This window comes from Marinobacter sp. M1C (assembly GCF_023314135.1).
Taxonomy (GTDB): Bacteria; Pseudomonadota; Gammaproteobacteria; order Pseudomonadales; family Oleiphilaceae; genus Marinobacter.
Genome location: NZ_CP092289.1, coordinates 1,415,474 through 1,441,813, shown reverse-complemented (window position 1 = coordinate 1,441,813; position 26,340 = coordinate 1,415,474). Strand labels below are relative to the sequence as shown.

Here is a 26,340-nt window from a genome sequence, read left to right as displayed (position 1 = left end):
CGGCCTAAATACCTTTGAAAGCCTTTAGTAGCAAGGCTTTCAAAGGTATAATTGCACCTAAAATCTATTCACCCAGTCGGTGCATCGGCCCATGCCTACCTTCACTCTCCAACAATCCGAAACCGAAGTCTATACACCCCACGGCGGACTCGCTCTGGTGGGACATTGCCTTAACCAGCATACCTCGTTGACGAAAACGGCCCGTACGGTCGTCAAACGTCACGGCATCCCGAACATCGATCTCCTGCGGACTTATCTGGGGCTGATCTGCGTGGGCAAAAGCGACTTCGCGGCGGCTGAAACGGTGCGCCCGGATCCCTTCTTCAAGTCGGCCACGGGGATCAAGCAATCACCGTCCTCGGCCCGGTTGCGGCAACGTTTTGATGAAGATGCCGTGCAGCTGACGCCCCTGCTGAACGACGCCAGCGCTGAGTTTTTAGAAACCATCAAGGCCCCGGTTACCCCGCTGGCGATGGGGCATGTAGCGCTGGACATGGATGTGTTTCCCATGGACAACAGCCAGACCCACAAGGAGGGTGTCAGTTACACCTACAAAGGCTATGACGGCTATGCACCGATCGCGGCCTACCTGGGCCAGGAAGGCTGGTGCATGGGCTGCGAACTGCGCCCCGGCAGCCAACATGCCAACAAGGGCTTTGTGGACACCCTGAAGCGTATCCTGCCACGGGCCCGTGAACTGACGACCGCGCCCCTTCTTTTGCGTCTGGACAGCGCTCATGACGCCCGTGAGAACCGGAACTTTCTGCGTGGACAGGAACACGTCGATTTTCTGATCAAATGGAACCCCCGCAAACAGGGTCCTTTGATGTGGGCGGACAAGGCCCAATCACAAAAAGCCTGGACGTTGGATCGTCACGGCAAGATGGAAGCCGTCCTGTCTGAGGAACTGCCGGACGAGCCTGGGGTTCGCCGAATCGTCAAGGTGATGGTCCGCACCAGTGACCCCCAGGGTCAACTGTATCTGGAGCCGGAAGTCAGCCTGGAAGGCTGGGTCACCTCCCTGCCTGCCAGCGTGGCAGAGGAGCAGCAGGCCATGGACCTGTACCGCGATCATGCCACCAGCGAACAATTCCACAGTGAGTTCAAGACCGATCTGGATCTGGAGCGTTTACCCTCGGGCAAGTTCGACACCAATAACCTGGTGATGGCTTTTGCAACACTGGGTTACAACCTGCTGCGCTGGATGGGACTGAGGCTCACCGGCCCGGAGGCTCCGATACGACACCCGGCCAAACGCCGCCGTCTGAGAACGGTCATGCAGGAGCTGATGTCTATGGCCTGCCGCCTGATCCACAGGGGCCGCCAGTGGTTGCTGCGTTTTGGTCGACACTGCCCGGGCTTTGGTGTTTGTCGGGACCTCTACCGAGACCTTACCGCGTCCGGATAGACCCATTGACCCACTCCGTTACCCGTTATCACCCCGCCATCTCGCGTGGGGCGGGCTGCTCTTGCCTGAATACCGGAACCTGATCGAAAATTAATCAATTCGTCGCCGTTATCAGCGGCAAGATCACGGATTTACCTCAAAGACGGCTCCTCTGGCACGAGTCGCTTCAAAAAACGGTTTGGTCTGGATAAATCAGGGCCCTGCCGGCTATATTGGGAACAAAGTCACTGATTCAAGTCTTAGATATTGTAGTTCAGTATAAAGGGTTCTTTATACTCGAACGGGTCGACGGTCGTTTAAATGTACCGCTGGTAGGCAGCACCTCAAACCACCATTTATGTGCACATACTTTTCTCCCAGGACGCTTCCTGGCCATAGCTTAAAAAGATACATACCCCGCGTTACGAACGCTACTGTGATTCAACATAAAAACCCCTTCAAAGAGACCCAGCAAATTTAGGTTCACAGTTTGGACCAAAATTCGAGTTCTTAACCACTATTCTGCCAGCAGGCCATCGCCTGGCAGGCGAAAATGCTTGTGGCAACTCAGTCGAGGAGCCTCAACATCCCAAGATCAAGCGCATAAAGTATGTGAGGGGCGTCACAGAACTCGACGACTATCAACCATTTTGCTAATTAGGATCAGGTTCCCCTTCCGAGGCAGAGATTCAAGCGGCCTGGTGCTGGCGGAGTTTATTCAGGACAAGATCGAGTCCCATGGAAGAGCAAACCTGGATACGAAATAAAACAGCGCTGCCTGTACCTAAGTACAGTTATTAAAACGAAGCCAGGTAGGTATAAGTCGTGGTGATACCTCTTGTCGTCAGCATCGCATTAATGGCAGGAAAAATATTGGGACCGAAAATAATTGCGCTAGAGGGTAAAACTATGAACGTAGCCGAGACTGATAATGTAGCTTCTAATCTTAATGATTTCTTTGAAGGACTTAGCACGCACCCAGTTTTCAATAACGACTATTTTCAGTACATAAAGGAAAACGAGTGGAACCCACAGACCTACGAGCTTTACCGAGCAAATTTCTTTTACCGTACTGAACTGACGGTTAAGGGGATTGCGCATGTCTGTGCTAGGTCTGCAGCAGTGAATGACATGGACACGCTAATCCTCTTCGCTTACATCCTCAGTGAGGAGACAGGGTTCGGGAATAAAGCCCACTGCCATGAGTTCTTTATGGAAAACGCACTCAATATTTACGGAGAGACTGAGTTTTCGCTCGCCCCAACCAAAGTTCAAGAAGCGAAATACAGCGAGTACATTATCCCCGAGACCGTTGCATACCGTGAACGTATCCAGGAGCTTATAAGCGACAGTTATCCTCGTATGCTGGGTGTGGCCATGGCATTGGAGACCCATGCTGATATCATGCTTACCAACTTTAGGGATGCATTCCGAAAGAACAGAAAAAAACTACCAGAGGACGTTTATCAAAACAAAGTAGAAGTTTACTTCAACAGCCATGTTGAAAGTGGCGTTGAGGAAAGGCATGCGGAAGACGCGCGTATGTGCGTAATAAACAACTGTAAGACACGTGAAGATTACAACGAAATAAAGCATGGAGCCTTGGGCGCAATCGAGGTTCAGCAAGAAATGTGGGATGCTATGTATCAGAAATGCTTGGTTCTTGCCTGAAATTAATCTTGAGCTTGATAAGGATAAAACATGAGCAACAATTCTGTTTCAGAAAGGGCGAAGTATCTCAGAGAATCGATAACACACGGTACAAAGGCCAAAATTGCTGAACTAAACAAGCAACCAGGTTTTAACAACGAAGTGATCGATCTTAGTATTGGTTCTCTGGATGAGAAGACTAGTAACAAGATAGATGAAGCTGTAATTGATTTTATCAAGAAAGAGCCAAGCACTATCCATGATTTTTGTCCAGTATCTGGCTTCCATTTTCTACGAAATGCTGTATCTGAGAGAGTTAAGAGATTAAGAGACGTTTATTACTCTCCAGACGATGAAATTATGATAACGCCAGGTGGAATCAAAGGCGCAATAAGCGTAGTTTTTCATACAGTCCTCAATCCTAATGACGAAGTAGTGGTACCCCTGCCTAATTGGCCTCACTATTTTGATATGGTTGAGCTTCACGGTGCGCGGGTGAGGGGCGTTTATACGGACCACTTTCGAGCCAAAGGAATCACCGCTGAAGATCTTGAAGACGCGATAACACCACGAACAAAGATAGTTATTCTGGGTGACTGCGTCAATCCCTCAGGTAAGATCTACTCAATCTCGGAACTGGAAAGCCTTGCAGAAGTAATAGCAAAACATAATGTAGAGAGAGAGAACAATGGTTCCTCTCCGATCCACGTCCTTTACGATTGTCCGTATGAATCCCATATTTTGTACCAAAGGCCCGCAACTATATCTTCAGTAGTGATTGACCTTAAGTGCGGCCGAAAGTACTCCATGCGCGATTGTACTTCGATTGTTACTGGGCCAGGCAAAACTTATGGTATGCACGGCGACCGAATTGGATACATATGCTCGGCTAAAAGTTTGATTAGACACATGGAAAAGGTCCAAGTTAACTTAAATTCCTTCGCTTCTACCTATGGCCAAATCGCTACTTATGCCGCCATGCAGCCCGATATGGACAAAGTTGCCTCTGAGCGCGCGAGGAGGGCTCGACGAAACCTGTCATTCTTTCTTGATAGACTAAACCAAATCCCTGGGCTAGTCGCGCCGGTACCTGAAGGCGGATATTTCGCGTTTCTCGATCTGACTTCGCTGAAAGAAGAGATTCAAGCTAAGGGTTACTCTCGCGCAGATGATTTCCTCCTGAACGAAGCCAGAGTAGCGACAATTAGCGGTGCACATTTTGCAGAAAACGTGCCAGACATGGACTATTACGTGAGAGTGAATTGCGGTCGTTCTCGAGGTGTACTAAAAGACGCGTCGTGCAGAATATTGAGGTCGGTTGATGATCTGTTAGCTTTAGCTGGTTAATTAGGTCGACATACACCGTGAAGATAATCTGGATGGAGAACCATGTCTCATGAACGCCAGCCTGGAAATAAACTTCGGTATTATCGGGACCGGTTTCTCTGGCACAGCAACCCTGGTTCATTTAGTCGATAACCTTATCGCCACACGTGCTGAGTTGACGGGAGTCATAATATTTACTGTAGAGCCAAGATCTGTGAACGGACCAGGGTTAGCCTATAGCATGAATGAAACCTTAGACAACCATCTTTGCAATAACCAAGCATGCAAAATGGCAGTCAAAGATAATGACTTTGTTAGTTGGCTTGCATCAAACAGAAAGCGAATTGTCGAAAAATATGGGAGTCTTATCAACGTGACTCATCCGCATACTGATCTAAGCCATTGGTGTCCTGACCCCGATGCTTTCTATCCTCGTCGGCTGTTTGGAATTTATTTAAATGAGAGGTTCCATGACGCTGTAAATCTTGCAGAACAGCACGGCATCAGGGTTTGCAGCTTCAACCATAGTTGCGCGATCGATGGGTATGAACAACGCAATAAGTTTACAATAATTCTTAAGAATCTTTGTACAGGCGAACTAACGAAGATAAGTAACCTCGATAAGGTATTATTATCAACAGGGCACTGGACGCCAAGCTCGCCGCAGGAAAGCGAGTCGCAGAAAGAAGACACGCTTAGCATCCCTCCTTATCCGGCCAGCGCTATTAATCGTAGGATCGAAGCTCTAACTAGCGTGAAAAGAGTAATTAACGTATACGTTAAAGGCATGGGGCCCAGTGCGATTGATTCTATCCTTACTGCAGCATCACAAGGCTACTTTACGTATTCTGAAGAAGGTCACGTTGTAGCATACATTTCTAAACCATCTGGTCCCCAAGTCAATATTACAGCCGTTAGTCGTTCAGGTTTTTTCCCGGCCGCTCGGGGGGGTGTAGTAGCTCATGACTTTCAGTATCTCATCACCGAAAGCTACGAAGAGCTGATGAGTAACAATCCTGATAATAAAAACCTTGCTTCTTTCCTGGACCAAATCGACCAAGAAATTAGGACAGCTTCTCAAGGGGGGGCTTCCCTCCGACACGTTGTAGATCCGCCGTTCCAGAGCGCCCGAGAAAAGCTTAACTACGATGCAGATCTGCCCATACTAAATGATGTAATACACTCGGTGATCCTTAAGGCTAGGCGTCTAAAATTTTATCGTCATCTTAATTCGAAGGATAAACGTATATATGACCAAAGATTTGACTCTCACTTTATTCGAACAGCTGTGCCTATACCGCAGCTAAACGCAGAAAAGCTTCTTGCTCTCTTTAATGCTGGTGTTTTAAAAACTAGTGCTTTGGGGACGCATGGCTCGAGCAATAGTGACCTAAGCGAACTCGGTAGCCCTATTACGACGTCTGGAGGCGGTTGTTCTGATTCTGAATACGATTTAGTCATCAATGCTTTCGGTCAGGATTTCATTCTTAGCAGACACCCTTCAACTTTTATAAAAGCGCTTCTAAAAAGGGGAGAAATCCTCCCACATCTTGAAGTTGGATATGAGCCAGGAGGTATTGCTCTAGATGGTTTTGACACATATCGGGCGTTGAGTTGCTCCCAACAAAATTCTGGTCTGTCAGATACTGATGGTAAATATGTGTCTCAGCACATTTATTCTTTAGGCGTAATAACACGTTTCTGGCAGAACGAGAGAAACTTCGCCGACGCGATCATCGAAGCCTCGTCGTGGATATCAAAAGAGTGGGCCCAGTATCTCTCTGATAGATTGCAGACTAGCTCTCCGCGTTTAATTAGCGCAAAGACAGTGAGGACAGCATCATGGAAATGAAAGAGTTTTACTACCAAAAAGGTATTCGCGTTAGTGTTTTTAACCTGGATCATAAGTCCGTTCCTTTTCACAAACATGACAGAGTCTCTGACATCATGTATTGCTCAAAAGGTAGCATTGTTATTGAGCTCCCCGACCTCCAACGAAGAGTGAAGGTACAGCGGGGCGGGATCTTTCAGATTCCAATCGGGACGCTCCATAGGTTTAGCAATGGCGAAAGTGCCGGTAAGGAAAGTCGCTACGCGCTTATGCAGCTTGGCGATTTCAATATTCAGTTTAAGAGGAACCATGCCGAGCTTCAGTCAGAGTTAAACCAATTTCCGATTGATACCTCCTCCTGTTCTGTAGTGTTTATCGAAAACAGAAAGCCTGACATCGTCCGACTGGCCGATGAGTTTGAGGAAAATAAACCTGAAATGCTCTCAGATGAGGAGACTAGGGATGTTGTTATGGCACTCAGGTCTTTTGCGATGAATGGCAAAGAAACTCCTTATCCTCTTGTTGACGCTCTGGTCTAGCATATGGATCTTAACGTTGATGTCCTCTTCATCATATTGACTGCCTTTTTTGTTGCAGGTTTTACAAAGGGCGTGGTCGGTCTTGGTCTGCCTCCTCTTGTACTCGGGATCGTTACGGCTTCTATTGGCATCAATTCGGCTATGGCCGTCGTGGCCTTGCCGGCGTTGGTCACGAACTTGGTTCAAGCTGTGTATGGCGCTCAGCTAAAGCCTATTCTGAAGACCCATTCAATTTTTTTTTTGCGGCAACCGCGAGCGTTTTTTTGGGGAGTTGGATGTCGACATTTGTGGACAGCGAGGTTCCTTCACTAATTCTCGCTACTGTACTTTTGTTTTACTCATTCCTCGGTCTGATGAGAGTTCCTATCACCATCAGTAAAGATCATGGTCGAGTAGTGAGCATTGGCATGGGCATCTGCAACGGTATTCTCACAGGGGTTACTGGATCTTCCGCTGTCCCAGGAGTTTTTTATCTTCAGTCAATTTTTCAGAGCAGGGATATGCTCATACAGGCTATGGGGATATTATTCTCGCTCTCGTCGATTGCGTTAGCGGCCACTCTTTACTGGCGAGGTTTTCTGACATTGGAGATTGGCTTGTTGTCGGTTTTATCTCTTTTTCCTGCCTTTGTTGGAATGGCTTTGGGTTCTGCTGTTCGTAAAAAGATACCTTCTTCAGTCTTTCTGCATCTTTTTTATTTCGCACTTTTTTCTCTTGGCAGCTACATATTATATTCTAACCTGAACGTTATTATTCGAAAGGTCATTTAATATGTCGAAGGTTCGAATTGCTTTACTAGATGAGATCGAGCGTCGTGGCGTTGATAATGACTATTCAGCCGTTCACCGTGCCGATAAGTATCTTAATATTACGCGCGATACGGGCGAGTTTCTTTTTTTGTTCGTTCAGGCTACAGGAGCTTTAAGAGTCTTGGAGTTTGGCACCTCAAACGGGTTTTCAACAAGCTGGCTCGCTTTGGCTTTACCCGATGATGGCAGGATTGTCACTGTCGACAACAGGCTTGTTAGGCATGACGAAGCTAAGGAGAATTTCTGCTCTTTAGGGATCTCTGACAAGATTGATATGGTCCACCAGGACTTTGCTGATTACCTTAAATGCTCTGAGGACTACTTTGATCTGATTTTCCTAGATGGTGATCGTAGCCTTTATCTTTCCGTTGTTGATGATCTCCTTCGGCGCCTTCCTCCTGGTGGAGTCATCATTTGTGACAACGCAGTCTCTCATGAAGCAGAGCTTAGGAGCTTTATGCACTATTTTGATAATTTGGAGGGCTTTTCGACGGTTCTACTTCCTCTGGGAAAAGGAGAGTATGTCGTACATAGATCGGCTTAGCCTTTCGTGTTGCTACTAACCTGCCAATCAGTTTGTACCGATACTGATCCTAACCTGGAAGTTATCGTTCTGCCGGTTCCTTCTGTTTCTCCTTCTGTCGTACCAAGCAAAAAGGTTCGGGATCGTCAGCCATCACTCATACTGCGAGATGATAAATTCTCTGAGTTTACTGCGCGCGTTCGATGCGTGGTGTGCAGATCAGGGGCTCTCGCAGCGTGCGGGAGAGATAAGGGTCGCACTAGCCAGGCACTTTAATGCCTATCGAACACCAGAAGCGCTTGTGCTGGAACCGCTTTTCAAGACGGTGCCGGATGAATTTAATGTTCGTGGTCGATGGGTAACCCCACTGGTGATTGAGCAGAAGTCAGCAGAGGGCATAGTAGCCGAATGCCCATCGTAATGGGTGGGACATGGTGAAGGCCTGAACTCGAAAATCAATGAGGAGCCTGTGCAGCTCAATGATTCCATATCCGACCGGACCTAGGAACATTGGCGCAAAATCAGAAGCCATCATTGGGGCAAGCAGGAGGTAATTGGCCGACTTGCTCTAAACGTTTTCGAGAAACGCCCTGTGCGGTCCCGCATGCAGGGTGTTGTGGGGGCTGGGGGTTAGATACCCCTGGCTACCCGATTATGCATGACGACAGATTGAAAACAGGTAAGCAATTCCATCTTCAACCCTATTTTTTATCGATAGCAACTTTGTGATGCCGAATTTCCCGGATGACCCATGAGTGCCATCATTGAAAACACGAAAGAGGCTGAGCACATTTTTGACATCCTCATCCACAAAATTGACAGCTTCCTCTGTGAGTATTCCGGAACGCCCCAGCAAATACTTAATTTTCTCTTTGCGCGTTGGTTGACCTTGAGGAGTCTTATCGCAATCCGGTGCTTTTTCCATCACTTTTTCATCTGGAGCGTTGATGTCTAAAATTTGGACAAAAACTTCTCGGGCACTTGTGCAGAAATGTCGAGCCGCATCCGGGTTTTCTGGATTCAAAGAGAATAAGGCTCCCTTCCAGCGATTGCTCAACTCGGGCGACAACTCTTGCAGCATGTCGTCGATCTCAGTGCGAAGGAGATCGGATTGCTGCCCTTCGCTATCCTCAACGTCAGATTCAAGTGTGTTTGAAAGAGCTAAGCTATTCGCATTTTCTTGCTCTGATCTGTCTAAGAAGTCATAGCCAAAGTTGGAATGTTCAAAATCATTCTCTCTAGCATCTAAACGCTCATAATAAGTATTGAGCGTCATGGCGGAAGTTCTAACTATCTGGTATTGAGACGAGTTAGACGACCTCATTTTTCGGAGTTCGGAATCGATCTTTAGTCGATTGGCCCTGACCCTCGCATTGTGTTTTCTTACTTCGCTATTGTATCTATTAACTGCCTGCTTAACTTTCTGATTATGCTGCCTGACCTCACGGTTATACTTGGCTATAGCCTGTTTCTGTTTATTCTGTGCCTGCCTGAGCTTGCTGCTCATTTGCGCGGAACTTATTCTTCTCGGCATGCAAGCCTCCTACTCATTTTCTGCATAACGCCGCCAGCATGCGCGGCTTTGTAGTGGGGGCGAAGCCGCAACGAAAAAGGCGTCGCCGTGCCTGGCCTTGTTATCACTGCGTCAGGCATTCTCGGCAAACTGAGGCAAACCATCCGTAATCTCGAACCACGGTGCCTTACTGCCCACGAATACATGGCGACTTGCGCGCACGCCTGGATCGTTGTCGAGGGTACCCAAAGGAAGCGCGTAGACCTCTGGCATTGCATTGAACTTCGTATGAATGCTCGACCCGCAGTTTGAACAAAAAACCTTGAACTCTCCTGGCGATGACTCGTAGTTCTTGAGCAGTTCTTGGCCTTGGATGGTCCGCCAGTCAATAGCTTGTACCTTTGCACATGTTCGGAACGCCGCCGCATGGAGCTTGCGGCACATAGAGCAATGGCAGTTATAAACATCGCTTAAACCGCCATTCACCTCGTATTTGACACCACCGCAGAGGCAGCTGCCTGATAGGATCATTGATTTACCTCCCTGTGTGATAACACCTAAGCATTTAATGGTCGTGCGCAGCATGACCTTTAAATGTCTGTTGGACTAAGCCGCCAACTCCGCAGCTATCGAACGATGCTTAAGGATAAAGTAATTTGGAGGCGAAGCCTGAACGGTACATCTGGGGCCCGGTACGAAGCAATGTCGGCGGGTTTTGGTCTCATTCGATCCTTCATGAGGCGGTTCCTTGTTGTGATTTCCCTCAGACTACCTCTCAGGTACCCGTTTTTCCAGCGTTCGCCCGCAGAAACGCCCAGCTCCTTTAGAATGGCTGTTTTCCAAGCACCGAACCAGGCGGAGATGGGTTACCCCGTTAGGATCACCGCTGGTCTAAATCGTGGAACCTGACGAATCATCCGAACCAGACCGTTGTTACAGAGGAGGCACGGCCAGCATCGCTGAGACGCCGGGCTTTCCAGTGTCGCTTCTGGTTTGGGCGGCTGCGATAAGAAGTGCCGGATAACCGCCAGTTTGCGGCGTCGAGTGCAGTTGCTCAGGTAGCCAAAATGACGAATTCGCATGAAGCCCTTCGGCAGGATGTGCATCAGGAACCGCCGCACGAACTCCTGGCCATCCAGCCATTGGGTCTTCAATCGGGAATGATCCCGATAGTCCTTATAGCGGAACGCGATCCGGTCATCCTCCATCGTCAACAAACGCCCATTACTGATGGCAATCCGATGGGTATAGCGCGCCAGATAATCCACCACGCTCTCGGCCTGGCTCAGGCAGTGTCGGGTGTAGACCACCCACTCGTGTTGCATCAAGCCGTCGAGCACACCATCAACCTCACCGCTGCGGGTCACCCGGTGCAGTTCACCGGCGTTCACCGCCGCTCTTAGCAACGACACCATTCGTCCTCGAAAACGCCGGGATAAGGCCCGTACCGGGAACAGGTAGTGGCTTTTGGCTTTGTGCCAATCACCGGTGCCGGTCAACACTCCCCCGGGGATCAAGCAATGCACGTGAACATGACGGCTCAGGTTCTGTCCCCAGGTGTGGAGCACCGCCGTCATACCCAGTTCGCCGCCGAGGTGCCGGGTGTTGCACCCAAACTGTTTAAGCGTGTCCCAGACGGCGGCGAACAGACAGCGATAGATCACGTCGGGATGGAGCTGAACCCAGCCGTTCAAGGTGTGAGGTAGCGTAAACACCAAATGGAAGTAAGGCACCGGCAGTAACAGGGAGCGCTGACGTGCGCTCCATTGTTCAGTTGCATGGCCCTGGCATTGCGGACAATGGCGATCCCGGCATCCGTAGTAGCAGATGGAGCGGGCCTGGCAATGATCACAACGCATGTCCATACCGCCCATGCGGGCGGTTCGGCAGTCTGTTAGGCGGGCGCAGACTTTACGACGGTGACTGTCCAGTGTCTGACCCGGAAGAAATCGTGCCAGTATGCTTTGAACGCTCAGTGTGCCCGCCATCACGCACCTCCGAGACTTGCGATCAGGTCTGCGGGTCCTCCGTTTTGGGGTGTAACGCCGGGCAACCAGTGCAGATACCGTTGAGTGCTGCGCAGATCGCTGTGCCCCAAGAGCCGTTGCAGCTCATGAATGGGTAAGCCCCGTTCCAGCTGGTGTGTGGCGTAGGCATGCCGCAAGGCATGAATGCCACCGCATTTTTCAATGCCACTGGTTGTCTTGGCTGTGTGGTAGACCTTCTGAGGCGTGGTGATATGAAGGTGTCTGTCTGGCAGTAAATCGCTGGGAAATAACCAGAGCATGGGATGGCGAATCTGCCAATAGCGACGGAGCGCCTGGAGTAACCCGGGAGCCAAGGGCACCATCCGGTCTTTGGCGCCCTTGCCCTGCTCAATCCGCAGCAGATGGCGTTCACCATCAATGTCTTTGACCTTCAACGCGACCGCTTCGCTGACGCGCAAACCGCATCCATAGGTGACGGATAACAGGGCTTGGTGCTTGGGGTTAAGAACAGCGGCCAGAAGGCGCGCGACTTCCTGGCGTGTCAGTAATTCTGGAATACGCTGAGGTCGCTTGGGCAGCACCAGGGTTACATCGAAGTGCGCCCAGTGCAGCACCTTCAGATACAGAAACCGGATGCCATGAAGGTAAACACGGCAACTGGCCGATGACAGGGAACGCTCCTGCACCAGATAGTTGAAAAAGACTTGTAAGTCTTCAACCTTCAGCTGGTCGGGCGATCGCCTGTTCGGCGACAATTAGGATGACCGGACAGGATAGTTGACGCCGAACAATCGCCGATAATAACGGGCCAGCGCAGTGACTACGTAAAGATAACTGTGCTGGGTTCGGGGGGAAAAGCCATGTTGGCACATGGCCTGGATCATGGTCTGACGTAACGGTGTCATGACAGACACTCCTCTTCTGAATAGCCCACTCGGGCTACTCAAAAGTATCCGTCAAGACTCCCAATCTTGCAGGAAATGATCGGGCGTAGTCGCTACCGCGAAGCGGTTTAGTTCAACACCCGATATCGAGCAGTTCGCTGCGCAGGTTTCCTGGAGCATTCTTCACGGTGACATGGCCCTAGACACTTATGGTTCAGCGGATAAAGCAATTAACACCGCTGTAGGCCTCTTTCGGAACAACAAATGGGGTGAGCCACGAGGTATGAGGGACGTACACCAAGACTGGGCCGCTTCACCTGATTTGGCCATTCATGCGTTTTAGTTTAGGCTCGCTCCTATCAACCTTCAGTTCAGCAAAAATCCTGCTCAACCGTAAACTTATGTGCGAGGCCAAATAGTTTACTTTTCCTTTTTTTTACGGCAAAAAACGCCGAAAATCCTAGATAAATTAAACTCTTGAATCTAAGATAGTTTGGAAATTACCATTATCACGGCGGTAATTGCCGTATTTTAAGGGTTTTCCAAACTATGCTCAATAAAAAGGCTCGCGAACAGCTCAAATATTTGCTGCCACCCTCCATGTTGGCGACTAAATCGTGGTTGATCGATCAGGGTCTAAACCTGCATTTTTTAGACAACGCCATACGCAGTCGCACTCTGATCCCTCTCGCGTCTGGCCTATACACACTCTACGAGAAATCTATTAGCTGGCAGGGCGTCGTTGCATCGCTTCAGCGGATGTCAGAAAAGCCCATTCACGTGGGCGGTTTAACGGCGCTGGATTTCGCCGGATTAACACATTTTTTGTCAACGAGCGCAGAAGTGCGGGTTCAGCTCTACTCCCAGCACCCCCTACCAGGATGGGTCAGTAGAATTCCAGTTGCTGCTCAATTTGAGCGTCATGGCACTCTCACATTATGGTCCGAGCGCACAATGGAGGACTCGCGGTTTCTTCGCGAATTGAACTGGCAAGATGGACTACCTTCTGTCGCATACTCCTGTCCGGAGAAAGCCATGCTTGAAGTGCTTACCGAAGTGCCTTCAAAGGTCAGTTTCGAACACGCAGCAGCACTGATGCAGGGGCTTTCCAATCTGTCACCGAAAAAAATCGATTCCCTCCTGAGAGACTGTCTTCACATTAAGGTTAAACGATTATTTCTTTGGTTAGCTGAGCGGCAAGGCCATGCTTGGTTTAAGCATCTCAAGCCAAGCGAATATGACTTAGGATCAGGTAAGCGATTGATAGCCAAACGCGGCAAGCTCAATACTCGGTGGGCCATCACTGTTCCCAAAGAAATGCACGAGGACACTATGCATGGATAAGCGAAGTCAGTACTACAGTCAGGTCCAGCTTTTGCTGCAGCTCATTCCTCACATCGCTAAATATCCATGTTTTGCCCTCAAAGGTGGAACAGCGATCAACCTTTTTATCCGCGACTTCCCTCGTCTATCAGTAGACATTGATCTAGTATTTCTTCCCATGATAGAACGCGAGGCTGCGCTGGATACGATTCGGAAAAGTCTTTCTGAATTAGCTCAATCGATCCGCTCCGATCTTCATGATGCTCGCGTCGTTGAATCGTTCAGAGACAAACAGGACGCGCTACGACTTACAGTCAGCAAGGGTAACTCCCTGGTCAAAGTTGAACTCTCTCCAGTGCTGCGTGGAACAGTCTACGAACCAATGGTCATGTCTGTTTGTGACGGCGTAGAAGAAGAATTTGGATTCGCAGAAATGCAAGTAGTTCACTTCTCAGATCTGTACGCAGGAAAAATTTGCGCCGCTCTGGATCGTCAGCATCCCAGAGATTTATTCGACGTGAAATGGCTCTTAGACAACGAAGGGATCAACGACAGCCTGAGGAAAGCTTTATTGGTCTATATGATCAGCCACAACCGACCAATCGCCGAATTGTTGCACCCGCGCTCCAAGGACATCTCTGACCTGTATGAGAGTGAGTTTCGGAGCATGACGCAAGACGACGTGCCATTAAAAGAGCTAGTGGCTACTCGGGAACGCCTTGTTGATATTGTTAATTCATCACTAACAGAATCAGAACGACGATTTCTGATCACATTCAAGCAGCGCTCTCCTGATTGGTCACTGCTCGGTCTCGAAGGCGTTGAACGACTACCCGCGGTGCGCTGGAAGCTGCATAACCTCTCAAAAATGAGCGCCGCTAATCATACTCAAGCCCTGCAGACATTAAAGCGCATTTTGAAGGCTTAAACCACACTGTCTCATAGAACTGGAAGCTGACGCCCTTGACCCCTTCATTTTGAGGGTCTCGGGGCATTCGCAAAAGAAGGATAAATAATACTAATTACTCCATACTACGAATTATGCTATTGCCCCGGCCAAGAAAAAAAATAGCCAGAGCTAAAAAACAAAATTAACCTGCATCAAAGCACAAAGGGTGCCAGCTAGTTTGTAAGCGCCAATAAATCAGCACCTGTTTTGCCCAACCTGACCGCGCCACACTGATTCCATCGTAACAACCACGAGGAATCAGCGATGACCACTGAAGACCGTCACCAATACTGGCAGCAATGCCTCATCGATTGGCAAGTATCTAGTTTGTCGGGCGCAGCCTACTGTAAGCAACACTCGATAACCTACCATCAGTTTACCTACTGGCGACGCAAGCTTCTGGAAGACGATCTGAATCAGCAACAGGGTAGCGCAGGGTTTACCCGCGTGACGGCGATTGAGCCCCGGCCCCTTATCACGCATCCGGAATTGACCCTGACGCTGCCCAGTGGTGTCGTGATCACAGGTCTCCACGTCGGTAATGTGGATGTATTGGGTGCGATCCTGAGGCAGTTGTGATGAAGACGCGGTATCTGCGTCCAGCACGGGAGATGCCGGAGATTTATCTCTATCGCGCACCGATCGACTTCCGCAAACAGGCCAACGGCCTGGCGCTGCTGGTCGAACAGGAACTGGGGCGCAGCCCCTTTACCGGTGCGCTCTACGCCTTCACCAATCGGCAACGTAACAAGATCAAGTGCCTGATGTGGGAGGACAACGGTTTTGTGCTCTATTACAAGGCGCTGGCCGAGGAGCGGTTCAAGTGGCCGAGCCCATCGGATGAGCTGATGGCACTGACCGGCGAGCAAATTAACTGGCTGTTGGATGGCTATGATATTGCTTTGTTGAAAGGCCATAATACCCTGCATTATGACGCCATTGGGTAGTCAAATATCGTGCTTCAGGGTGTTGTTTTTGCTATACTTTCTGCATGAAAACAACGCCTGAAACACCTATGACGACACCCGATTTCAGCGGTCTCTCTACCGCTGGAATGACGGCTGTTGTCGAGGAACTTCAGCAAAAACTCGCGGCTAAAGAGATTGAACTCCAGCAACGCGATAAGGCTCTTGAACAACGAGATAAAGTGCTTGAGCAGCACGCAAGCGTTATCCAGAGCTGTCATACCCGCATCCAGCTGCTTGAAGAACTGCTGCGTCTGAAGAGAATCCAGCAGTTCGCAGCCAGCAGCGAAAAGTTGGCCCATCAGTTCCACCTGTTTGATGAAGCGGAACTGGAAGCTGAAATCGACGCCCTGCGCGATCAACTGCCGGACGACGTCGAGGAAGATGACGCGCCTCGCGCTTCCCGCAAGCGCCGTCAACGCGGGTTCTCCGATGTTCTGCTGCGTGAGCGTATCGAGCTGACCCTCAGTGATGAAGAAAAGGTCGGCGCAAGCAAAGTGTTCTTCACCAAGGTGAAGGAAGAGCTGCAGTTTATCCCGGCCCAACTGAAAGTCCTGGAGTACTGGCAGGAAAAGGCCGTGTTCGAGCAAGACGGTCAGGAACGCATCCTTGCCGCCCAGCGCCCGGTTCACCCGCTGGGCAAGTGCAGCGTCACCACCTCACTGCTGGCGTACATCATTACCTCCAAATACGCCGATGGGCTGCCACTGTATCGCTTGGAAAAAATGCTCAAGCGCCTGGGACATGAGGTCAGCCGTACCAACATGGCCCATTGGGTCATCCGGCTGGAAGACGTGCTCAAACCCCTGATCCACCTGATGCGGGAGGTTCAAAACAGCAGTGACTACCTGCAAGCTGATGAAACCCGGATACAGGTGTTGAAAGAGGACGGCAAAACCGCCCAGTCCGACAAATGGATGTGGGTCACCCGCGGCGGCCCGCCGGATCAGCCATCAGTGTTGTTCGACTACGATCCGTCCCGTGCCGGCAGCGTTCCTGTGCGCCTGCTCGACGACTTCCAAGGCATCCTGCAAGCAGATGGTTACTCCGGCTATGGGCAGGTGTGCCGTGCCAACGCAATCACTCGGATCGGTTGCTGGGATCATGCCCGCCGTAAGTTCGTCGAAGCGTCCAAAGCGGCACAGGGAAAAGGCAAAGCCAAGAAAGGCATTGTCGCCAAAGCCGATGTGGCGCTGAGCCATATCAACAAGCTCTATGCGATCGAACGCCAGATCAAAGAGTTAAGTGATGCCGAGCGCCATCGCATCCGTCAGGCCAAAAGCCTGCCGCAGCTGGACGCGCTCAAAACCTGGTTGGAGGCCAACGTTCACAAAGTGCTGAAAGGCTCGCTGACCCGCAAGGCCATGGAGTACACACTGAACCAGTGGACCTGGTTGGTGGGATACTGCGATCGAGGCGATCTGCAGATCAGCAATATACTGGCTGAGAACGCCATCCGCCCGTTCGCAATTGGCCGCAATTATCCGTGGTTCTCGATTATGGAAGGTTGCGCCTAGAGACATGGACGATATGCCAGAATGGATGCTGTTTTGTTCGATAATAACCAAACAAAACAACATCTATCCTATATCTCCTTACGGTTTAATGTCCCTGTTAACCATGCATAATCACAAGCTCTGTAAGAACCGCAGGACGCTATCCGATGGCCGGTATCGTAATGGGGCGAGGGGAAGCGCTTGCAGGCTCTTTAACGCTCGTTCTTTCATCGCAAGATCAGCTTCGATGTACTGATGAGTGGTGGATAGATTTTCATGACCGAGCCACAGCGCAATGACGGTTATATCAACCCCAGCCTGCAACATATGCATGGCGATGGAATGCCGAATCAGGTGCGGAAATACCCGTCGCTTTGCTAGTTCAGGATATTGTCTGGCGGCGCATTTAACCGCTAGTTTCAATCGCTCGGTCAAGCCAATGCGTGTCAAATGGCCGCCGGATCTATTCGGAAAAAGCGGTTGCTCGAAGGAGCGTGGGGATTCTCGCAGCCAGCGTTTGAGCTGTGCGGCCGTATTTGGCCACAATGGCACCGCGCGCTCTTTGCGTCCCTTGCCGCGGATGTGAATGGAGGAAGCACTGGGGTCAAGAACCAGATCACCCACCAGCATCCCAGTCAGCTCGGATACACGGGCTCCGGTATTGTAGAGCGTGGCGAACATTACTCGATCACGTTGTCCCGTCCAGGTGTTTTGATCCGGTGCCGCGATAATGGCTTGCATATGCTCGCGTGAGAGGAATCCGACCAACGGGTGCTCGAAGCGCTTCATCGGGATTGCCAGCACTGATTGCGCAATGGCAAGAGCTGAAGGTTCTTGGTAAGCAACGTACGCCATGAAGGACCGGATCGCGGCGAAGCGTGCGTTACGGCTACGAACACAGTTATGGCGCTCCACCTCGAGGTACTGGAGAAAATCCAAAATAAGACCCGCGTTCAAATCATCAAGCACCAGGTCGCTGGGTTGTTTCCCTAGCCGCCGATGGGCGAATTCAAGTAGTAATCGGAAGCTGTCACGATAGGCCGCAACGGTACACGGGCTTGCCTGCTGTTGCTGCATCAGCCGCTGTACGAAAAACCGCTGTAATAGACATGGAAAACTTAACGGTGCTGGCGCGCTCATAATAGCTCTCCCTGGTAAAGTTCGGGACGCAAGGCCGCCTTGGCCAGCAACTCGGGTGTCGCCGTCAGGTACCAGTAGGTATCGGTGATCTTAGCGTGTCCGAGGTAGGTAGATAACGCTAGAATGTGGTGTTCGATATCGATGTTTTGCGCATACCAGCGCTCAAGGTTATGGCAGACAAACGAGTGCCGAAGGTCATGGATGCGTGGCGCAGGATGATCACCACGAGAACGCCACTTCAATTGTTGTCGTAATAACTTGAAGGCATATTCCACACTAGAGATCGACGCGGACCGGCCATAATCAAATACAAAGAACGCCTTGGTATTGGCGGCGAGAGGATGGTTATCGCGCAGACGTTCGTAATCTTGCAACGCGTTTGTCGTGGTGGAATGCAATGGCACCCAGCGTGACTTACCGAACTTGGCATTCCGGATATGCAGCAATCCGTGCTCGAGATCTACATCCGGGCGCTGTAACCCGGTAGCTTCAGAGATCCGCAAACCTGTTGAGGCGATAAGTCCGAAGATCGTGGCGCAACTGGCACCCCGTAAACCACCCGACGGGGGCAGAGAGGCGCAGGCTTCCAACAACGCGCAGATTTCGGCGTCCGTATAAATATGCGGTGTCAGCCGACGATGAGCACGCCCGAAGAGCCCACGGGGTGGAATCTCGGTCGCAGGATTAAACTGTAGGCAGTATCGAGCAAAGGGACGCAACACTTCGATACGCCGGGCGGCAGTGATCCGTTTGTGCTGGCGTGAAGCGCAGGCCCACTGCTCAGACAGCTTAATTGTCAGTGGACCCTGATGGCCGATGCGTTCGGAAAAGCGCGCGAAACGCTCTAGCTGCTCACCCTCAATCTTCAGTAAAAACCCTGCCTGCCGCCGGTAATTCAGGTATGCCTCTACCGTGGGGGCAAATGTTTCTGGCGTGTTCATGACTTCCTCCCAGGCCACGGCAGGGCCACCTGTGCTAGCGCCTGAATATCGACTTTGGCGTAGATTGTCGTGGTGTCGAGGCTGCGATGGCGCAACAGGTCGGCGATTTCTTTGAATCTGGCGCCGCTGTGCACCAGTCGACCGGCCAGTGTGTGCCGCAAGATGTGCGTGCCTCGAATGCGGTGTCCAAGACCGCAGCGTTGCGCTGCATTACGTATGGCATTGCGTATGATATCCGGATCGGCCGGGGCGTTGAGTGGTGGGCGATGTCGAACAAACAGCTCACGGCGAGTCGTTTGTGGCCGACCATCCTGCAAATATTGTGCGATCGCTCGGCCGGTTGCGTCTGGTAGCGGGAGGATATCGATGCGCCTACCTTTACCGTGGATATAAAGCGTTCCTGCTCGCCAATCCACATCGTCAAGCTGCAGGCGAGCCACTTCCGTTCGACGCAAGCCCAGATCGAGAAGGCAACGGGCTATCGCATAATCGCGCTTGCCCGTTGCATGGCGGCGATCAAAGGCATTGAGAAATTGCTCCACCTCCTTGGTGGAGAGTACCTGCGGTAATCCAGAAAGACGCCATTGTGCGACTTGAGGAAGGCTGGCAATCAACGCTGCCGTCTGCTCTCCTTGACTTGCTCTGAAGGCAAAGTAAGTTTTTAGCGACGAAGTGGCTGTACTAATCGACGCGGGTGCCCATGCTGCTGTGTAGTGGGCGAAGAAGCGGATCACATCCGCCGGCCCAAGTAAGCTCAGTTGCACTGGCCCAGCGCCAAAACTATCGATGAGAAAATCGCGCAGATGGCGTGCCCGGGCCAAACGGGTGGTCGGAGCCAGACCTCTCACATCGGCAAGATGCTGTTCGAAATCCTCTAGTTGCGCTGCGATAGGAGCAGGAACTACAGATATTTTTGGTCTGCATTGACCATTGCTTCTGAGCATCTTAAGTAAATGCCCGAGTGCGGCGCGGACTTCCTTACGCGCACGTCGGCACCGAGTTGCGCATCGACACACCAGCAGGTGTTCGTCAATGAAGCGTTTAACTAACGCTTCGCCCATGTCTGAGAGATGGACATCTTGTCCTCTGGACCAGTGAGCAAAATGCGCGACACTTCTGGAATATCCCTCGATGGTGCCAGAAGCATAACCGCGCTCGGCAAGGTATTTAACGTAAGGATCCTCACTGGAACCAAGTACTGTACCGGCGAACCACTCACTCGTTCTCTGTACATGCTTCGAATATGCAGAATCAAGCATGGCAACTCTCCTTCGTGATGGTAGAGAGCTACAAAGAAAGCACCGAGAATTATGTATGGCAAGTCAGCGCAGTGAGCCGTTTATAGCGCTGAAAAATAGCGACTTGGTGGGATTTGTCTTAGGCAACCTTCCATAATCGAGAACCACGGATAATTGCGGTTATGGAAACGTGACCATAACCGGAAGGCCTGGCTGTTCTCAGATACCTCGCGGGGCGCTCGTGCCAGTGCTACCTGTTACTCGCTAATCGAGACCGCAAAAGCTAACGGCTTGGAACCCTCAGCTTATATCCAGTATGTGCTGGAACGCATTGCTGACGCACAGACACTAGAAAAACTTGAACAGCTACTACCGTGGAATGCGGAGCTGGAGCAGGCTCCAAAAAAGTGACTCCGTTCGACTAAGTGCAAGAGGGTCGATTTAGCGGCGCTTACGCTAGTTTCGCCCATGCGTCACCGCCAACAACTGCTCGCCTCATCTACTTGCTCCTCTGAAACAATGTTGTAGTCTGAACTGGAGCCCAATCCCACCCAGGAGAACTACATGTGCAACATTCAAGCCCTGATGCAAGAGATTCGAGATCTCGCTCAAGAAGTAGAAGAATTTCATGAAGTGGAGATTTCGTTGCTTATCAGAACGCATCAAGGAGAAAAGTCTCAATTCATCCGGCTGCAAACTGAAAAAGAAGACACTAATAAATTAAGCGAAGATGATCTTTTCCAATCCAGTGGACCTAAATGGTTTTAATATATTAACTCTGCAGTATTTTTTCTGCAGAGAATTTATCAAACACCGACAGAACTCTTATATTTTTCGTTTATACATCTATCTTCTTGGTCAAAACGCTAAATGTAGTAAAATAGTAAGCATGAAAAACAGAAATACATTATTTAAAACAATGTAATAAACATGCCGACTAGCTCAGGAATATAGATATCATGAATTCAATTAATGAAGTGCTGAACAACTCTCCAATAACCATTGACCTGGAATCATTAGACTGGCTGCCTCATCAACGAGTTTGTGAAATCCTTGGAAAAGGGTCTCACTGGGCCAAGGGTAAAATTCGGGAAGGGAAATGGAAAGCAGGTGAACAATTCGTTCGTGACCCTGATGGTCAAATTTGGGTTTCAATAAAAGGTGTAAAGACATGGCTACTAGGGAATTTCCCGCAGGCATCCGTCCCCACGGATCAGGTATTAAAATTCGATTTACTTGGGAAGGGAAGCGGTACGAGCCGGTCTGGCCGCGGAAACCAACCAAAACAAACATCAGGCAGGCAGCCCGTCTACGAACTGAGCTCACGAGCAAAGCCCAGTTCCAAACACTAACATGGAAAGAACTTGCGGAACATTTTCCGCAGTTCGACCAGCCTGAATATGTTAACAGTAATGTACCACTATTTAGCGAGTACGCTCAAATATATCTAAGTACCGCCTCTGTTTCTGACAATACTCTAGACACATATAGGAAAGCACTAATGAAATACTGGCAACCTCTATATGCAACTCGGCCAATTGATTCATTTACCGTATCTTAATTAAAGCAAGATGTTGCAGAAATCGAATGAAAATCTATGAAAACCCGAAACAATGTTTTGATACCATTACGGCAGGTTTTTGAGATGGCAGTTGATGACGAAGTGATTGACCGCAATCCAGCAGAAAAAATTAAAAACATGAAACATCAGAAAGCGGAAGTTGATCCTTTTTCCCCTCAAGAGGCTCAAAAGATCATTGAATACTTATACGCCAACAATGAAGGGTCGGAACTAATCTATGCTACCTATGTACAGTTTGCGTTCTGGACGGGAATGCGGACTTCCGAAATGCTGGCTCTAACTTGGAATGATATTGACTGGAATCGCGGTGCAGTAAAGGTGAGCAAAACCCGTATCCGAGGCCAACTAAACCATCAAACAAAAACTAATAGAGCTCGGGAGGTTTTGTTGAATGACAGAGCCAAAGAGGCACTTTATGAAGCAAAAAAATTAACCTATCAATTTGGTGAGCAGGTTTTTCGAAGCCCAAGAACGACTAAGGCATGGCTTACGGACAAACCACCCAGGGTGGTCTTCACAGCAGCTCTAAAGGCGCTGGGCATAAGACACCGAAGAACCTACAACACGCGCCATACGTACGCTACCCAATCCCTGATGGCAGGAATGACTCCCGCATTTGTGGCGAACCAACTTGGCCACAGCGTTATCGTTCTGCTAACAACTTATGCGAAGTGGTTACATGGCGAGGAAAGTAATCGAGAAATGAATAAATTGAAGGTGGTTTTCGAAACAATTTGAATTACCCTCGCTATTTGTTCATTTTCTGCCCGTTTACCGCCATTTTGGCGGAATTCGGGCGTACTGACCTTACCTCAGACAATATTTTTCACCTGTTAGCAGATTGCTGAACGCGGCCGGCAAGTGCAGCCGGTTACTGTTTTTGGCCAAGCCGCGATACTTGGCAATGAACCAAAAGATGTTTTTGCGTTTCCTGTGCTCATCCCGCTTTTGAATTCCAAAATAACCAACATCACCGAATACACGCCGCTCCCCACCGTGGAGAAGGTTCCCGCCGGTACGATGTCGTAGGTGTTGGTGGCGTCAACAATGCTGCCTTCGCGCAGCATCAGGCCGTTTGTCTCCAAGTGCTTGCTTACCTCTTTGAACAACCCTTTGCCCAAACCCTGGCGCTCCAGAAAATGCCGGAACTTGAGAATAGTAATTTCATCCGGCAATCTGTTCAGTTGCACACTCGCAAGGTGCCGCATAGATTCAATCTCGTATGGGGCGTCTTCCATGGCAAGGTCATTTCTTCTCCAACTGCTTCCAAGGAGTCATTTTGTCCATCCGTTCCAGAAAGATCTCGCAACAAGTCTTGCGCTGTTTGATCTGGTATTCAGCTTCGTAGAAGGTGATCTGACTCTTAGTAGTGCTGAACCCTGTCAGATTGCCGATGGTTATATTATCGCTGATTCTGGGGACTTATTCAGAGGTTCCCCGATGTCCCAAAATTTGTCCCAATCAGACCTCAGCATCGCACCCCCTCGCACGTAACCGTTTGATTTACCGTGCGAGAAAGCGTATAAAATAACTTCAAATCCTACCGTCCCGACCATATTTCAACGAAAAAAGGCATATCTTCGGATATGCCTTTTTTCGTTTCTGCTTGGGTACTTATAGGGTACACAAACCAAAAACCTTCATCTGCTTCATGTCACTACCTGTGACATCGGGCCCAAGCACCTCGTTTTTCATCCGAGCTTTTTCGCTTCCGTTAGAAAACATCTTAACGTGCGTTGATGACACCATTGCCAAAACGAACTCGTTAAACACGGCGGGCATTTGTTTCTCATCAAATGACTTTGATACCAGTTAATCGTCTTTGCAATATCTGAAAATGCCACCTGATGGTACAAGTTTTCAACCTATGATATTGGTGCGCTAAATGCCGCAAGTCGCTCAAACATCTTCCGGCCGCAAAAAAGAGAGGCCTCCACTGGACCCGCTTACACTCGCCGCGGAGCGTAAGCGATAGTACCCCACGCAAACTAATATATTAAAATAGAATATATAAACAATATAGTATTCTTTTTTGTTCTATGAAGCCGCAAGTATAATCCTTCTTTTATTATGATTTAAGGTGCTCTTCATGGAGTGGCAAGGCTGGTTCTCTTTGACGTTGACGATTGGGGCTCTGGGCGTTTTGACGTTTACACGAATTAGCCCGCACCTGGTAATGATGACAGTTCTGACCATTCTCAGTGCTCTCGGTGTACTGTCTGTCAGCGAAGCCTTGGCTGGTTTTTCCAATTCAGGTTTGATTACGGTGGCTGCGATGTTTGTCATCGCGGCTGGCATACACAGCTCCGGCGGCATCGATCTTCTTGTAAAAAAAGTATTGGGGCAGCCTACATCGGTTCGATCCGCACTGGGCCGCATTTTCGCCCCTGTGATTGTGCTAAGCGCTTTTATGAACAATACGCCCGTGGTGGCCACGATGATTCCAGCCATCCATGCCTGGTCGCGCAAGATCCGAATTCCGCCATCCAAACTCATGATCCCCTTGAGTTATACCGCCATCCTGGGAGGAACCCTGACCCTGATAGGTACAAGCACCAATCTTGTGGTCAATGGTCAATACCAAGCCCTTACTGGTGAAGCAGGTTTTTCGCTGTTTTCGATCACAGCCGTTGGTGCTCCAGTTGCAGCGGCTGGACTGGTTTTTATCTGGTTGTTTTTGCCTAAGTGGCTGCCAGATCGCAGCGATAAGCAGGCTTTTGCCAATCTGCGGGAATTTACACTGGAGGTCACGGTAGACATGCATGGGCCTTTAGTCGGCAAAACTGTTGCACAAGCCGGCCTTCGAAATCTCGAACGCGTTTACTTGGTGGAAGTTGAGCGTCTGGGCACTATTGTGACGGCAGTACCCTCAGAGGAAATTCTGCATGGTGGTGATCGTCTTGTTTTTGCCGGTGATACCCAAGCGATCTCGGATTTGCTGCGAATCAATGGGATTATTGCTTCGCCCGAAAACGGGCATTCAGGCACATTGAACAAAGATCGCGCAGAGCGTCGGTTGGTGGAGGCCGTTGTTTCGCCTCATTGCGCGGCACTGGGAAGGAACATCCGCGATGCGAAGTTTCGGGACCGGTATGGTGCTGTTGTGTTGGCGGTGGCCCGCAACGGCGAACGCGTTAAAGGCAATCTGGGCACCATTCGCCTGAAAGCCGGCGATACCCTGCTGCTGGAGGCGAGGCCAGCCTTTGTCACGCGGCAGCGCCATAACAAGGACTTCCTGCTGATCAATGACCTAGATGCAGAAACACCACGGCATGAGCGTGCCTGGCTGTCCTGGGCGATCTTGGTAGGTGTCGTTGCTGCCGCAGGATTTGGTTTTATCAGTATGTTGAATGCCGCATTGATCGGCGCAGGGCTGATGATCATCACTGGTTGCTGCTCGGTCAGTCAGGCTGAAAAGAGTCTGGACTTGACCGTGATCATTACCATTGCTGCGGCCTTCGCCTTAGGCGCGGCGTTACAAAAAACCGGAGTAGCGCAATTTATTGCCAGTAGCATCATCGAGTTGAGCAGCGGTATTCCTTGGTTGATGTTGGTCCTCACCTATGTTGCTGTTTCCCTGTTGACAGAAACAATCACCAACAATGCTGCTGCCGTACTGATGTTGCCCATTGTCCTGGAAATGTCAGAGAAGGCGGGGCTCAATAATGAGCCCTTTGTGTTCGCTATTATGATGGCCGCTTCGGCAAGCTTTGCGACACCACTTGGCTATCAAACCAACCTGATGGTCTACGGCCCAGGTGGTTATCGTTTTAGTGATTTTTTAAAAGTGGGACTACCGATGAATGTGTTTATCGGGGCAGTGACTGTGTCAGTATTAATCATTGGCTGGCCACTAACTCAGAGCTAGATTGTTGAGGTAACAACCGAAGTCTTCGGCCACACATGAGTACAGCCAGAGATTTCCCTGCGGAGTCCCATATCTCACCATTTTGGCCGCCCCTTCCTTGACGTCTATTTTGCAACGCTGCCCTTGGTCGACCATCAGACCTAAATCGGGCTTGCCATAGATGACTTCCTGAAGCACCATCGTCTTTTGCTTGAACCAATATGCAAAACGAACCTGTTCTTTTTTATTGCGCATCAAACTGACGTAAACTGCATTTTATAGATTATAGGTGTTAGCGGGAGAGACTGTGTCGCACAGCTGTGTGACCGGCGCCGAAGGAGCAACTGCCCCGGAAACTCTCAGGCAAAAGGGACCGTTTACACGACAACTTTCCGAAGAGCTGCTGATG

At 50.0% G+C, this 26,340-nt stretch carries 25 protein-coding genes, 2 pseudogenes and 1 riboswitch; of the genes and pseudogenes, 17 read left to right on the top strand and 10 right to left on the bottom strand.

The genetic code is table 11. The features are described from left to right. The first annotated feature begins 91 nt into the window (after positions 1–91). The 7 genes from MIH19_RS06935 (at position 92) to MIH19_RS06905 (ending at position 8,086) form a co-directional block, all read left to right on the top strand. On the top strand, positions 92–1,408 hold the full coding sequence (locus MIH19_RS06935) for an IS1380 family transposase (RefSeq protein ID WP_249008165.1): 1,317 nt from the start codon (positions 92–94) through the stop codon (positions 1,406–1,408). 804 nt (positions 1,409–2,212) lie between these two features. Next, positions 2,213–3,058 carry an iron-containing redox enzyme family protein gene (locus tag MIH19_RS06930; protein WP_249008164.1) on the top strand — a complete coding sequence of 282 codons (846 nt, stop codon included), beginning with the start codon at positions 2,213–2,215 and terminating at the stop codon, positions 3,056–3,058. A 30-nt stretch (positions 3,059–3,088) separates the two neighbouring features. Further along, positions 3,089–4,384: a pyridoxal phosphate-dependent aminotransferase gene (locus MIH19_RS06925; protein WP_249008163.1), complete on the top strand. Its 1,296-nt coding sequence runs from the start codon at positions 3,089–3,091 to the stop codon at positions 4,382–4,384. 49 nt (positions 4,385–4,433) lie between these two features. Next, complete coding sequence (locus tag MIH19_RS06920; RefSeq protein ID WP_249008162.1) at positions 4,434–6,215, top strand: FAD/NAD(P)-binding protein; 1,782 nt, start codon at positions 4,434–4,436, stop codon at positions 6,213–6,215. Next, positions 6,206–6,733, top strand: coding sequence for a cupin domain-containing protein (locus MIH19_RS06915; RefSeq protein WP_249008161.1), 528 nt, complete (start codon positions 6,206–6,208; stop codon positions 6,731–6,733). Before MIH19_RS06920 ends, MIH19_RS06915 begins: the two co-directional genes overlap by 10 nt. Positions 6,734–7,008: 275 nt before the next feature. Next, positions 7,009–7,503, top strand: coding sequence for a TSUP family transporter (locus tag MIH19_RS06910; protein ID WP_249008160.1), 495 nt, complete (start codon positions 7,009–7,011; stop codon positions 7,501–7,503). Position 7,504: 1 nt separating this feature from the next. Then, positions 7,505–8,086, top strand: a complete 582-nt coding sequence (locus tag MIH19_RS06905) for an O-methyltransferase (protein ID WP_249008159.1) — start codon at positions 7,505–7,507, stop codon at positions 8,084–8,086. A 631-nt stretch (positions 8,087–8,717) separates the two neighbouring features. On the opposite strand, the gene MIH19_RS06900 is transcribed toward MIH19_RS06905, so the two are convergent. From MIH19_RS06900 to MIH19_RS06880, 5 genes are all read right to left on the bottom strand, one after another. Next, positions 8,718–9,599 carry a hypothetical protein gene (locus MIH19_RS06900; protein ID WP_014871205.1) on the bottom strand — a complete coding sequence of 294 codons (882 nt, stop codon included), beginning with the start codon at positions 9,597–9,599 and terminating at the stop codon, positions 8,718–8,720. A gap of 111 nt (positions 9,600–9,710) precedes the next feature. Continuing rightward, a complete protein-coding gene (locus MIH19_RS06895) occupies positions 9,711–10,163 on the bottom strand; it encodes a GFA family protein (protein ID WP_249008158.1) in 453 nt (150 codons plus the stop codon). A gap of 281 nt (positions 10,164–10,444) precedes the next feature. Next, positions 10,445–11,566, bottom strand: coding sequence for an IS91 family transposase (locus MIH19_RS06890; protein ID WP_249008157.1), 1,122 nt, complete (start codon positions 11,564–11,566; stop codon positions 10,445–10,447). Continuing rightward, a complete protein-coding gene (locus tag MIH19_RS06885; RefSeq protein ID WP_249008156.1) occupies positions 11,566–12,321 on the bottom strand; it encodes a tyrosine-type recombinase/integrase in 756 nt (251 codons plus the stop codon). The genes MIH19_RS06890 and MIH19_RS06885 overlap by 1 nt, the downstream gene beginning before the upstream one ends. Next, positions 12,322–12,471 carry a hypothetical protein gene (locus tag MIH19_RS06880; protein WP_249008155.1) on the bottom strand — a complete coding sequence of 50 codons (150 nt, stop codon included), beginning with the start codon at positions 12,469–12,471 and terminating at the stop codon, positions 12,322–12,324. A 528-nt stretch (positions 12,472–12,999) separates the two neighbouring features. Between MIH19_RS06880 and MIH19_RS06875 the strand changes: the two genes are divergently transcribed. From MIH19_RS06875 to MIH19_RS06855, 5 genes and pseudogenes are all read left to right on the top strand, one after another. Next, complete coding sequence (locus tag MIH19_RS06875) at positions 13,000–13,794, top strand: type IV toxin-antitoxin system AbiEi family antitoxin domain-containing protein (RefSeq protein WP_249008154.1); 795 nt, start codon at positions 13,000–13,002, stop codon at positions 13,792–13,794. Continuing rightward, the gene (locus tag MIH19_RS06870; RefSeq protein ID WP_249008153.1) at positions 13,787–14,701 is read left to right on the top strand and encodes a nucleotidyl transferase AbiEii/AbiGii toxin family protein; all 915 of its coding nucleotides are present in this window, start codon (positions 13,787–13,789) and stop codon (positions 14,699–14,701) included. The genes MIH19_RS06875 and MIH19_RS06870 overlap by 8 nt, the downstream gene beginning before the upstream one ends. A 285-nt stretch (positions 14,702–14,986) precedes the next feature. Next, positions 14,987–15,301: an IS66 family insertion sequence element accessory protein TnpB gene (locus MIH19_RS06865; protein ID WP_249008094.1), complete on the top strand. Its 315-nt coding sequence runs from the start codon at positions 14,987–14,989 to the stop codon at positions 15,299–15,301. Further along, a complete protein-coding gene (gene tnpB, locus MIH19_RS06860) occupies positions 15,301–15,669 on the top strand; it encodes an IS66 family insertion sequence element accessory protein TnpB (protein ID WP_249008095.1) in 369 nt (122 codons plus the stop codon). The genes MIH19_RS06865 and tnpB overlap by 1 nt, the downstream gene beginning before the upstream one ends. A gap of 44 nt (positions 15,670–15,713) precedes the next feature. Beyond that, positions 15,714–17,165, top strand: a pseudogene (locus tag MIH19_RS06855) (IS66 family transposase); the annotation flags it as partial. Positions 17,166–17,315: 150 nt separating this feature from the next. Here MIH19_RS06855 and MIH19_RS06850 read toward each other — a convergent pair. From MIH19_RS06850 to MIH19_RS06840, 3 genes are read right to left on the bottom strand one after another with little or no spacing between them, the layout of a single operon-like run. Further along, positions 17,316–18,323 carry a tyrosine-type recombinase/integrase gene (locus MIH19_RS06850; RefSeq protein WP_249005996.1) on the bottom strand — a complete coding sequence of 336 codons (1,008 nt, stop codon included), beginning with the start codon at positions 18,321–18,323 and terminating at the stop codon, positions 17,316–17,318. Next, a complete protein-coding gene (locus tag MIH19_RS06845; RefSeq protein ID WP_249005995.1) occupies positions 18,320–19,264 on the bottom strand; it encodes a tyrosine-type recombinase/integrase in 945 nt (314 codons plus the stop codon). The genes MIH19_RS06850 and MIH19_RS06845 overlap by 4 nt, the downstream gene beginning before the upstream one ends. Beyond that, positions 19,261–20,523, bottom strand: coding sequence for a site-specific integrase (locus MIH19_RS06840; protein ID WP_249005994.1), 1,263 nt, complete (start codon positions 20,521–20,523; stop codon positions 19,261–19,263). Before MIH19_RS06840 ends, MIH19_RS06845 begins: the two co-directional genes overlap by 4 nt. Before the next feature lie 180 nt (positions 20,524–20,703). Between MIH19_RS06840 and MIH19_RS06835 the strand changes: the two are divergent. The 4 genes and pseudogenes from MIH19_RS06835 to MIH19_RS06820 all read left to right on the top strand — a co-directional run. Continuing rightward, a pseudogene (locus MIH19_RS06835) lies at positions 20,704–20,913 on the top strand (transposase domain-containing protein); the annotation flags it as partial. A 153-nt stretch (positions 20,914–21,066) separates the two neighbouring features. Then, positions 21,067–21,270: a hypothetical protein gene (locus tag MIH19_RS06830; protein ID WP_249008152.1), complete on the top strand. Its 204-nt coding sequence runs from the start codon at positions 21,067–21,069 to the stop codon at positions 21,268–21,270. Positions 21,271–21,461: 191 nt separating this feature from the next. After that, positions 21,462–21,854 (top strand): hypothetical protein, encoded by a 393-nt coding sequence (locus MIH19_RS06825; protein ID WP_249008151.1) that lies wholly within the window; start codon positions 21,462–21,464, stop codon positions 21,852–21,854. A 245-nt stretch (positions 21,855–22,099) separates the two neighbouring features. Next, positions 22,100–22,822, top strand: a complete 723-nt coding sequence (locus tag MIH19_RS06820) for a site-specific integrase (RefSeq protein WP_249008150.1) — start codon at positions 22,100–22,102, stop codon at positions 22,820–22,822. Positions 22,823–22,917: 95 nt separating this feature from the next. Here MIH19_RS06820 and MIH19_RS06815 read toward each other — a convergent pair whose 3' ends face one another. Beyond that, entirely contained in the window at positions 22,918–23,322 is a 405-nt protein-coding gene (locus tag MIH19_RS06815) for a hypothetical protein (protein ID WP_249008149.1), read from the bottom strand. 938 nt (positions 23,323–24,260) lie between these two features. Here MIH19_RS06815 and MIH19_RS06810 point away from each other — a divergent pair. Continuing rightward, positions 24,261–25,952, top strand: a complete 1,692-nt coding sequence (locus tag MIH19_RS06810; RefSeq protein ID WP_249018589.1) for an SLC13 family permease — start codon at positions 24,261–24,263, stop codon at positions 25,950–25,952. Here MIH19_RS06810 and MIH19_RS06805 read toward each other — a convergent pair. Further along, positions 25,938–26,186 (bottom strand): hypothetical protein, encoded by a 249-nt coding sequence (locus tag MIH19_RS06805; protein WP_249008147.1) that lies wholly within the window; start codon positions 26,184–26,186, stop codon positions 25,938–25,940. The genes MIH19_RS06810 and MIH19_RS06805 overlap by 15 nt on opposite strands. 31 nt (positions 26,187–26,217) lie before the next feature. Further along, a riboswitch (glycine riboswitch) is annotated at positions 26,218–26,317 on the top strand. The last annotated feature ends 23 nt before the right edge of the window (positions 26,318–26,340 follow it).

Excerpts from the sequence above, each read along its gene's own strand:
- MIH19_RS06935 (WP_249008165.1), top strand. The coding sequence starts at position 92 with ATGCCTACCTTCACTCTCCAACAATCCGAAACCGAAGTCTATACACCC.
- MIH19_RS06925 (WP_249008163.1), top strand. The coding sequence starts at position 3,089 with ATGAGCAACAATTCTGTTTCAGAAAGGGCGAAGTATCTCAGAGAATCG.
- MIH19_RS06920 (WP_249008162.1), top strand. The coding sequence starts at position 4,434 with ATGAACGCCAGCCTGGAAATAAACTTCGGTATTATCGGGACCGGTTTC.
- MIH19_RS06915 (WP_249008161.1), top strand. The coding sequence starts at position 6,206 with ATGGAAATGAAAGAGTTTTACTACCAAAAAGGTATTCGCGTTAGTGTT.
- MIH19_RS06910 (WP_249008160.1), top strand. The coding sequence starts at position 7,009 with ATGTCGACATTTGTGGACAGCGAGGTTCCTTCACTAATTCTCGCTACT.
- MIH19_RS06905 (WP_249008159.1), top strand. The coding sequence starts at position 7,505 with ATGTCGAAGGTTCGAATTGCTTTACTAGATGAGATCGAGCGTCGTGGC.
- MIH19_RS06900 (WP_014871205.1), bottom strand. The coding sequence starts at position 9,599 with ATGCCGAGAAGAATAAGTTCCGCGCAAATGAGCAGCAAGCTCAGGCAG.
- MIH19_RS06895 (WP_249008158.1), bottom strand. The coding sequence starts at position 10,163 with ATGCTGCGCACGACCATTAAATGCTTAGGTGTTATCACACAGGGAGGT.
- MIH19_RS06890 (WP_249008157.1), bottom strand. The coding sequence starts at position 11,566 with ATGGCGGGCACACTGAGCGTTCAAAGCATACTGGCACGATTTCTTCCG.
- MIH19_RS06880 (WP_249008155.1), bottom strand. The coding sequence starts at position 12,471 with ATGACACCGTTACGTCAGACCATGATCCAGGCCATGTGCCAACATGGC.
- MIH19_RS06875 (WP_249008154.1), top strand. The coding sequence starts at position 13,000 with ATGCTCAATAAAAAGGCTCGCGAACAGCTCAAATATTTGCTGCCACCC.
- MIH19_RS06870 (WP_249008153.1), top strand. The coding sequence starts at position 13,787 with ATGGATAAGCGAAGTCAGTACTACAGTCAGGTCCAGCTTTTGCTGCAG.
- MIH19_RS06865 (WP_249008094.1), top strand. The coding sequence starts at position 14,987 with ATGACCACTGAAGACCGTCACCAATACTGGCAGCAATGCCTCATCGAT.
- tnpB (WP_249008095.1), top strand. The coding sequence starts at position 15,301 with ATGAAGACGCGGTATCTGCGTCCAGCACGGGAGATGCCGGAGATTTAT.
- MIH19_RS06850 (WP_249005996.1), bottom strand. The coding sequence starts at position 18,323 with ATGAGCGCGCCAGCACCGTTAAGTTTTCCATGTCTATTACAGCGGTTT.
- MIH19_RS06845 (WP_249005995.1), bottom strand. The coding sequence starts at position 19,264 with ATGAACACGCCAGAAACATTTGCCCCCACGGTAGAGGCATACCTGAAT.
- MIH19_RS06840 (WP_249005994.1), bottom strand. The coding sequence starts at position 20,523 with ATGCTTGATTCTGCATATTCGAAGCATGTACAGAGAACGAGTGAGTGG.
- MIH19_RS06830 (WP_249008152.1), top strand. The coding sequence starts at position 21,067 with ATGTGCAACATTCAAGCCCTGATGCAAGAGATTCGAGATCTCGCTCAA.
- MIH19_RS06825 (WP_249008151.1), top strand. The coding sequence starts at position 21,462 with ATGAATTCAATTAATGAAGTGCTGAACAACTCTCCAATAACCATTGAC.
- MIH19_RS06820 (WP_249008150.1), top strand. The coding sequence starts at position 22,100 with ATGAAAACCCGAAACAATGTTTTGATACCATTACGGCAGGTTTTTGAG.
- MIH19_RS06815 (WP_249008149.1), bottom strand. The coding sequence starts at position 23,322 with ATGGAAGACGCCCCATACGAGATTGAATCTATGCGGCACCTTGCGAGT.
- MIH19_RS06810 (WP_249018589.1), top strand. The coding sequence starts at position 24,261 with ATGATGACAGTTCTGACCATTCTCAGTGCTCTCGGTGTACTGTCTGTC.
- MIH19_RS06805 (WP_249008147.1), bottom strand. The coding sequence starts at position 26,186 with ATGCGCAATAAAAAAGAACAGGTTCGTTTTGCATATTGGTTCAAGCAA.